Origin of the sequence: Methylobacter sp. (assembly GCF_030680395.1) — a bacterium.
GTDB lineage: Bacteria > Pseudomonadota > Gammaproteobacteria > Methylococcales > Methylomonadaceae > Methylobacter_A.
On the sequence record NZ_JAUXVR010000040.1, the window covers coordinates 1 to 7,230 of the forward strand.

The 7,230-nt window shown below is 48.9% G+C and carries 8 protein-coding genes; 6 read left to right on the forward strand and 2 right to left on the reverse strand.

The features are described from left to right. A partial coding sequence (locus tag Q8L79_RS15740) for a cell division protein ZipA C-terminal FtsZ-binding domain-containing protein (RefSeq protein WP_305273129.1) occupies positions 1–396 on the forward strand: 396 nt, incomplete at its 5' end. A gap of 122 nt (positions 397–518) precedes the next feature. Here the strand turns inward: Q8L79_RS15740 and Q8L79_RS15745 are convergent. Further along, complete coding sequence (locus Q8L79_RS15745) at positions 519–1,220, reverse strand: cell division protein ZipA C-terminal FtsZ-binding domain-containing protein (RefSeq protein WP_305273132.1); 702 nt, start codon at positions 1,218–1,220, stop codon at positions 519–521. Further along, on the reverse strand, positions 1,220–4,753 hold the full coding sequence (smc, locus tag Q8L79_RS15750; RefSeq protein WP_305273134.1) for a chromosome segregation protein SMC: 3,534 nt from the start codon (positions 4,751–4,753) through the stop codon (positions 1,220–1,222). Before smc ends, Q8L79_RS15745 begins: the two co-directional genes overlap by 1 nt. A 110-nt stretch (positions 4,754–4,863) precedes the next feature. Between smc and queF the strand changes: the two genes are divergently transcribed. From queF to Q8L79_RS15775, 5 genes are all read left to right on the forward strand, one after another. Further along, a complete protein-coding gene (gene queF / locus Q8L79_RS15755; protein WP_305273138.1) occupies positions 4,864–5,253 on the forward strand; it encodes a preQ(1) synthase in 390 nt (129 codons plus the stop codon). 6 nt (positions 5,254–5,259) lie between these two features. Continuing rightward, positions 5,260–5,544, forward strand: a complete 285-nt coding sequence (locus tag Q8L79_RS15760) for an EscU/YscU/HrcU family type III secretion system export apparatus switch protein (RefSeq protein ID WP_305273140.1) — start codon at positions 5,260–5,262, stop codon at positions 5,542–5,544. Next, positions 5,541–6,401 (forward strand): archaetidylserine decarboxylase, encoded by an 861-nt coding sequence (asd, locus tag Q8L79_RS15765; RefSeq protein ID WP_305273141.1) that lies wholly within the window; start codon positions 5,541–5,543, stop codon positions 6,399–6,401. Before Q8L79_RS15760 ends, asd begins: the two co-directional genes overlap by 4 nt. Before the next feature lie 96 nt (positions 6,402–6,497). Then, on the forward strand, positions 6,498–6,809 hold the full coding sequence (locus Q8L79_RS15770; RefSeq protein WP_305273143.1) for a hypothetical protein: 312 nt from the start codon (positions 6,498–6,500) through the stop codon (positions 6,807–6,809). Beyond that, positions 6,787–7,062, forward strand: a complete 276-nt coding sequence (locus tag Q8L79_RS15775) for a hypothetical protein (protein WP_305273145.1) — start codon at positions 6,787–6,789, stop codon at positions 7,060–7,062. Before Q8L79_RS15770 ends, Q8L79_RS15775 begins: the two co-directional genes overlap by 23 nt. Positions 7,063–7,230: the final 168 nt, after the last annotated feature.

Here is a 7,230-nt window from a genome sequence, read left to right on the forward strand (position 1 = left end):
TTTGTAGCGCCCGAGATAATCCAGTTCAGCGTCGTCTCAAAAACGAACGAAGGTTTTAACGGTCTTGACTTGCTTAAGGCATTCCGTATTGCTGAACTGGAATACGGCAGCCTGAAAATATTTGAGCGCCTGGACGCCAAGCGCATGGTCGATTTCGGCGTCGCCTGCATGGCTGGGCCGGGCACTTTCCCCGACAGTACGGGCATGGATGATTTTTACTGTCCCGGCGTGGTGTTTTTTATGCAGCCCGGCGTATTGGACGATGCGGTAAAAGTGTTTGATGATTTTCTTGAAGCAGTCAATATTCTGGCCGTGGAACTGGATGGCGAAGTATTGGATCATGATAGAAAATCGCTGACCAACGCGACCATTCAATTAATCCGGCAAAGTTTGTAAACCGGTCTGGCGGCTGTTTTACCCATGCAGTAACGCCCGCGGAAACCGGCTCGGCAATTGCTCCCTGCATTGCTCTACCTCCTGCATCCATGCAATCGTAACCCGGCCTGCGGTTATTGGAATCACAAACTCTGCCGAATGGCTTGAACGGTCGCTTCAGTCAACGGCTGTCTTCTATGATCAAGAATCACGCCATCCAATTTAGCGGCCAGCAAGTTGATTGTCTCTATGTAGTCGTCAAAAACAGCCGGTGCATCATCCAATGCTTCGGGCTGCATAAAAAACACGATGCCGGGACAGTAAAAGTTTTCTAAATCTTTATCCGGAAACGTGCCCGGCTCTACAATACAGGCAACGCCAAAATCGACCAGCCGGTTAGCGTCCAGGCGTTCGAATATTTTCAAACTGCCGTATTCAAGCCCGACCATTTCAAAAGCTTCAACCAAATCGGCGCCGTTAAAATCTTCGTCCGCCTTGGTGATAATGCTGAACTGAATAATCGCCGGTGCGGCAGCGCGTGGCGGCGGCTCTACGTCGTCCTCCTGCTCATAGTAGTCCTCGTCATCGTCGTCATCATAGTATCGATCCGATTTGTCATGCGCATGATGAACGCCGACATTACTTTTAGCCGCCAGCGGAGCAATATCAAAGTCGTCTTCTGTGTCCATGAGAGGATCCGACGTCAACGATTGATCGTCAGCGTCGTCGTAAAATTCCATGTCTTCCCGTGCTTTTTTGTCTTTTATAAAAGCCCAAACCAACATGCCGATAACCACAACCATACCGGTTGCAATAATTACAATTCTTAATATTTCTTTATCCATTAGATTTCCGCCAGACTCACTGCTTCTTCAATATCAACTGCGACCATCCGGGACACGCCCGGCTCTTTCATAGTAACACCTGCCAGTTGTTTTGCAATTTCCATAGTCACTTTGTTATGGGAAATATACAAAAACTGTACCGATGCTGACATTTCTTCTACCATTTTTGAAAACCGCCCAACGTTAGCATCATCCAGCGGTGCATCGACTTCGTCCAGCAAACAAAAAGGCGCCGGATTGAGTTCGAAAATCGAGAACACCAAGGCGACCGCCGTTAATGCTTTCTCTCCACCCGACAACAAATGAATGGAGCTATTCTTCTTACCGGGAGGTCTGGCAATAATGTTTACGCCCGATTCCAGCTCGTCTTGTTCAGTCAATTCCAGATAAGCATGACCGCCCCCGAATAGTTTGGGGAACTTTTCCTGCAAACCGGTGTTTATTTTATCGAATGTTTCTTTAAAGCGCAGCCGACTTTCTTTATCGATTTTGCTGATCGCCTGATCCAGGGTCTGCAACGCCTCAATTAAATCGGCATGTTGCTCGTTAAGAAAATTCATCCGCTCGGACTGCGCCTTGTATTCCTCAATGGCGGTCAGGTTAATGGTACCTAATCTTTCGATTTGAGCCAATAAGTCGTCGACTGTTCTTTTCCAGCCGTTTTCTTCCGCCTGTTCCGGCAAGCTTTGCAGCACCAGCTCGACATCGGCATCGATTTCTTTAAGCTGCTCGTTGACGGTTTGTTGGCGTACTTTGCTTTCCTGCAATTCAAAACGAATCGTGTCCAGCGCTTCTTTTTGCTTTTCCAAGGCCCGCTGCACCCGGACATGTTCCTCGGATAAGCGGGTTATTTCCGCCTCAAGGTCTTCCTGAAGCTGGCGTTGTTTCTTCAAACGCGTCTCCAGTTGCTCCTTGTCCACAACCATCTGCTCCAGCTGCTTTTTTTCCTCGTCCATCGGGGTAAGGGTTTGGTGCAGGTTAAGCTCTAGCTCGGCGATGCGTTCGAGCGACTGCTGATGTTGCAGCTTTAAACGATCCAGCTGTTTACCGGTTAAAGTTTCAGAGGATCGCAGCGATTCAATTTGCGCCTTGATGCTGTAAACCTGCTGTCTGGCTTCATTGACGGATTGATCGATACGCTGTTGCTCCGATTGCAGTTCCTGATTTAACGCTTCCAGACTGTGCTTGTTTTCCTCCTGCTGTTCCATGCTCTGCTCGGCCTGTTCCAACAACAGCTGGTATTCGGCGATAGTCTCGGCATTATCGGCGGTCTCGCGGCTTAACTCATCAATATCGTTACAGACCTGCTCCAGTCGGCGTTGCTGATGTTCCAGCCTAGCGGAATGCGCGCTGAATTCAGCGCTTTTTACCGACAGCTCAGAACCCAGGCTATTGTCCTGTTGCTGAATCGATTCGCGCGTGACTTCCGCTTCTTTCAAGCCGTTTTCGGCAGTTTCCAGCCGGTCTTCAAACGCTTCGATTTCGATATGCAGCTCTTCCTGACGCTGCTTTAACAGGCGCAATTCTTTTTCGCGTTGCAACACGCCGGTTTTACTGTCTTTGGCGCGAATTATTTTTATCCAACCGGAGCCGAACCAGGTGCCGTCGGGGGTGATGACCGATTCATGCGGTTTTAATTGGGCAGATAAAGCTCTGGCCGTTTCGGCATCATCGACGCAGTAAACACCGGCCAGTAGGTTGCTTAAATCCCACGGCGCTTTTACTTTATCCAGCAAGTTTGTGGGGGCGACTTCAGTCGCCCATTCTACCGGCTCGGCGACTGAAGTCGCCCCCACAGATTTGGTCTCAACCAACATTAACGATTCATCAGTCAAACGCTGCAAACCTGGAATAACCTGGTCGGCGCTTTCTATGCAAATCGCCTCAAGGTAGCTGCCCAACACCGTTTCAACCGCCGTATCCCAGCCAGCCTGCACGTCCAGAAACTCGGCAAGTCGCCGGTTTTCGACCAAATCCACAGACTCCAGCCATGCGCTCAGGTGCTTGTTATCTTTCCCCATCACATGTTGCTGCAACAATTCCAATGAGGTGACCTTACCTTTTACGCTTTGCATCTCCGAACGGCGCATATGCAGCTCATCATGAGACTGCTTGATCTGTTGCCGCTGCTCGCGTATCTGCTGATGCAGGTCTTCAAGTTGCTGATGAAGCTCGACACGTTGCGTTTCAATGATTTCGATACCCGTGTCCAGCGATTCGATCTCGCTTTGCAAGTCGCCGGATTCCAGCTCACTGCGCTCGCCGTGCAACTTATCCAAACGGATTTGCAACTGACGATTCTGGTTTTCCAACTGCACGGTTTTTACCCGTTGCACTTCAGCCTGTTCTTTATAGCTTGAACTGGTCGTCCTGTACGCTTCCCACTGCTCCTGCCAGGAATTTTTTTGCTGCTGCACTTCTTGCTGACTATACAAAACGTCTTCTTGCCTTTCCTCGGCAACAATCAATCCTTCTTCCGCTTCAAACAACGCCTCTTTAATCTCTTCCAGCTGCTGCACATCGGCTTCGAGTTCTGCTAACGACTGATCGGCCTGCTGGCGCAAACGATTAATTTCAACGATGGTTTGTTCACGGCTGCTTTCACTGTGCTTGATGGTCTGCTCAAGACCGCTGACTTCGGCAACGATCTGGTAATAATCGCCTTGAGAGCTATTGGTCTGCTGTTGCTGAGTCTTATGCTCGGCGCGTTTGGCTTCGATGCTGTTATCGATGTCGCGCAATTCTACAAACACCCGGTTATGTTCGTGAGCCACTTCCTGCAACCTTTCATCCAGCTGCTTCGCGGCCTGATGATAGGTATTCCAGCGCATCGCCAGCAACTCTAATCGATATTGGCGTTCCTGTTTTTTAAGCTCGGTGTATTTTTCGGCTTTTTCGGCCTGTTTTTGCAGATGCTTGATTTGTTTTTCAACTTCGTCGCGCAAATCGTCGAGGCGCTCCAGGTTTTCACGGGTATGCTTCATCCGGGTTTCGGTTTCGCTGCGGCGTTCCTTGTATTTGGACACGCCCGCCGCTTCCTCGATATGAACCCTTAATTCATCCGGCTTGGCTTCGACCATGCGGGAAATAGTGCCCTGCTCGATAATCGCATAGCTTCTTGATCCCAGCCCGGTCCCCAAAAATATGTCGGTGATGTCTTTACGGCGGCAGCGCGAACCATTCAGCATGAACACGGAAGTACCGTCGCGACTGACCTGGCGCTTGATCGCGATGGTATCGTATTGCGAATATTCGCCGCCCAGCTTGCTGTCGGTGTTATTAAAAACCAGCTCGACGGAAGCGGTACTCACCGGTTTGCGTCCCGATGAGCCGTTAAAAATCACATCAGCCATACTGCCGCCGCGCAAATGCTTGGCGGAACTTTCGCCCATCACCCAGCGCACAGCATCGATAATATTGGATTTGCCGCAGCCGTTAGGCCCGACGATGGCAGTCAAATTACCGCTGATCGGTATGACCGTTGAATCAACAAAGGATTTAAAACCCGAAAGTTTGATTTTTTCAAGTTTCATAGTACTGGTATGAATATCCCAACAGTTGAATTAAAATAACTGGCTATTATTAACGATAATTAGCCGAGTATCGACTTTTTTTACACATCTCTTTTATATATAAGCAGAAAATGACAACACAACCAAGCAAAGATCTGGAAACTTTCAACAACCCGCAACCGGGCCGCGATTACACTATTCGCATTGATATACCCGAGTTCACCTGCCTGTGCCCAAAAACAGGCCAACCCGATTTTGCCACCATCCAGATCGAATATGTACCCGGCGCGCTGTGCGTGGAACTCAAAGCGCTTAAGCTGTATATGTGGGCATTCAGGGACCAAGGCGCATTCCATGAAGCGGTCACCAATGAAATCCTTGATGACATCGTTAAAGCCATAGCGCCCAATTTCATGCGTATCCGCGCTGAATTCAATGTACGCGGCGGCATCTACACCACCGTTGTTGTAGAACACAGAAATCCCGACTGGCAAGCGCCGGAACTGGTTACGCTGCCATAATGAACAATGGCTAAGACCTACTACACCTCGGACATTGCCGTCGCGTTAAAATACGACGGCAAAAATGCGCCCAAGGTTACCGCCAAAGGATCAGGTCTTACCGCAGAGCAAATCCTGCAAATCGCCGAACTCCACGGAATACCGCTACAAACCGAGCCGGAACTGGCAAGAATTCTGGCGCAAATTCCGTTAGGCGATGAAATCCCTAATGAACTCTATGTTGCCGTCGCAGAAATCATCGCCTTTGCGTATTTCTTAAGCGGCAAAACACCCGACAGTAATCATTCATGAACATCAAAGAAGCCCTGACCACCCTGCCTCAATACGTATTACCCCATCATGCCCTGTCCGGCATGATGAGCAAACTGACCCACTGCGAAAACAAGACCTGGAAAAATCTGTTTATCAGGCAGATCATCAAGCACTACGGGGTCAACATGGATGAAGCGCTGGAGTCCGACGTCAATACCTACCTTAGCTTTAACAAATTTTTCACCCGCGAGCTAAAACCCGGCGTTAGACCGTTCAGCACCGAAAGAAACGCAATCGTCTGCCCTGCCGACGGCGCTGTCAGCCAGGCCGGAGACATTACCGACGGTCAAATCTTCCAGGCCAAAGGCAAAAGCTTTACCGCGACTGACTTGCTGGGCGGCGATGCAGCTCGCGCCGAGCCGTTTAATAACGGCGTATTCACCACCATTTATTTATCGCCCAAAGACTATCACCGCCTGCATATGCCGTTGACCGGTACCTTGAGGGAAATGGTGCACATCCCTGGTCGTTTATTCAGCGTCAATGCAGCCACCACCAATTCCGTTCCCGGCTTGTTCGCCAGAAACGAGCGCGTCGCCGCCATATTCGACACGGAAATCGGCCCAATGGCTTTGGTACTGGTCGGCGCAATATTCGTGTCCAGCGTGGAAACTGTCTGGCACGGTGTCGTCACGCCACCGAGCATTACCTCAGTACAAAACTGGCAGTATGGCGATGATGCGCCTACGCTGAAAATCGGCGAAGAAATGGGACGGTTTAATATGGGGTCTACGATTATTGTTTTGTTCGGCAAGGATAAGGCGGAGTGGGATGCTGAGTTTAAAGCGGAAAAAACGGTTAAATTGGGGGAGTTGATTGGTCGGGTTGTCGGTTAATCTTTAGACCGGAGTAAGGCAATTCGAGCAACAGCGAGAATTAGTGTTTCCGGCCTATCCGCTGATAGTTTATTTGCATTAATTTAAGGAAAATGTATGAATAGAGATCGTCTTGGTGAAGTAATTCTAGCGCTAAACCAAAAAAAAGTAAGTCAGCCATGTCCTCGTTGCTCGTCCAACAATTTCAGCGTTATTGGTGAATCTGAGATTACAGTTGATCAGACCTCAAATGGCTTGCTGTCTCTCCCAATAAAAACAGCCATGCCAACCATTGTAGTTGCCTGTGATAATTGCGGTTATATTTCCCAACACGCACAAGCAACATTAGGATTACTACCAAAACTAGCCGCGGGAACTGGGATATTGGGACGGATGGGGAGCGATAATGCCAGAGAATCTAAAATATAATACAAACCCTAATGCTAGTGAACTTCTTCTAAGGTCAAAAGGGATGGATCTTGAGTCTGGTTGGTTGGGCAAACTTTTTGGCAATTCAAAGACTGCGCCTTCGAATATTGCTTGTCTTTGTCTATTGCTCTTGCTTGTCCCTGGCATTGCGTTGTTATTTTTCGCGGGTACTACATCAGCAGGCGATTACTGGAATCTCATCACCCCAATTATTACGCTAATTTTTGGATATCTGTTTGGCAAAAATATCTAAAGCTGTAAGGCAGATTCGCGCTAGTCCCGTAGATACTCTCTTAAACCACAAGCCCAATTTTGCAAGACATCATAAAATTTTATGATTTTGCTTCAACAGGAAACGTGTAAAAACGAGTCCCGTCAAATTCTGTTTTAGCTTTCAGCATGCCATGGATGGCGTGTAAAA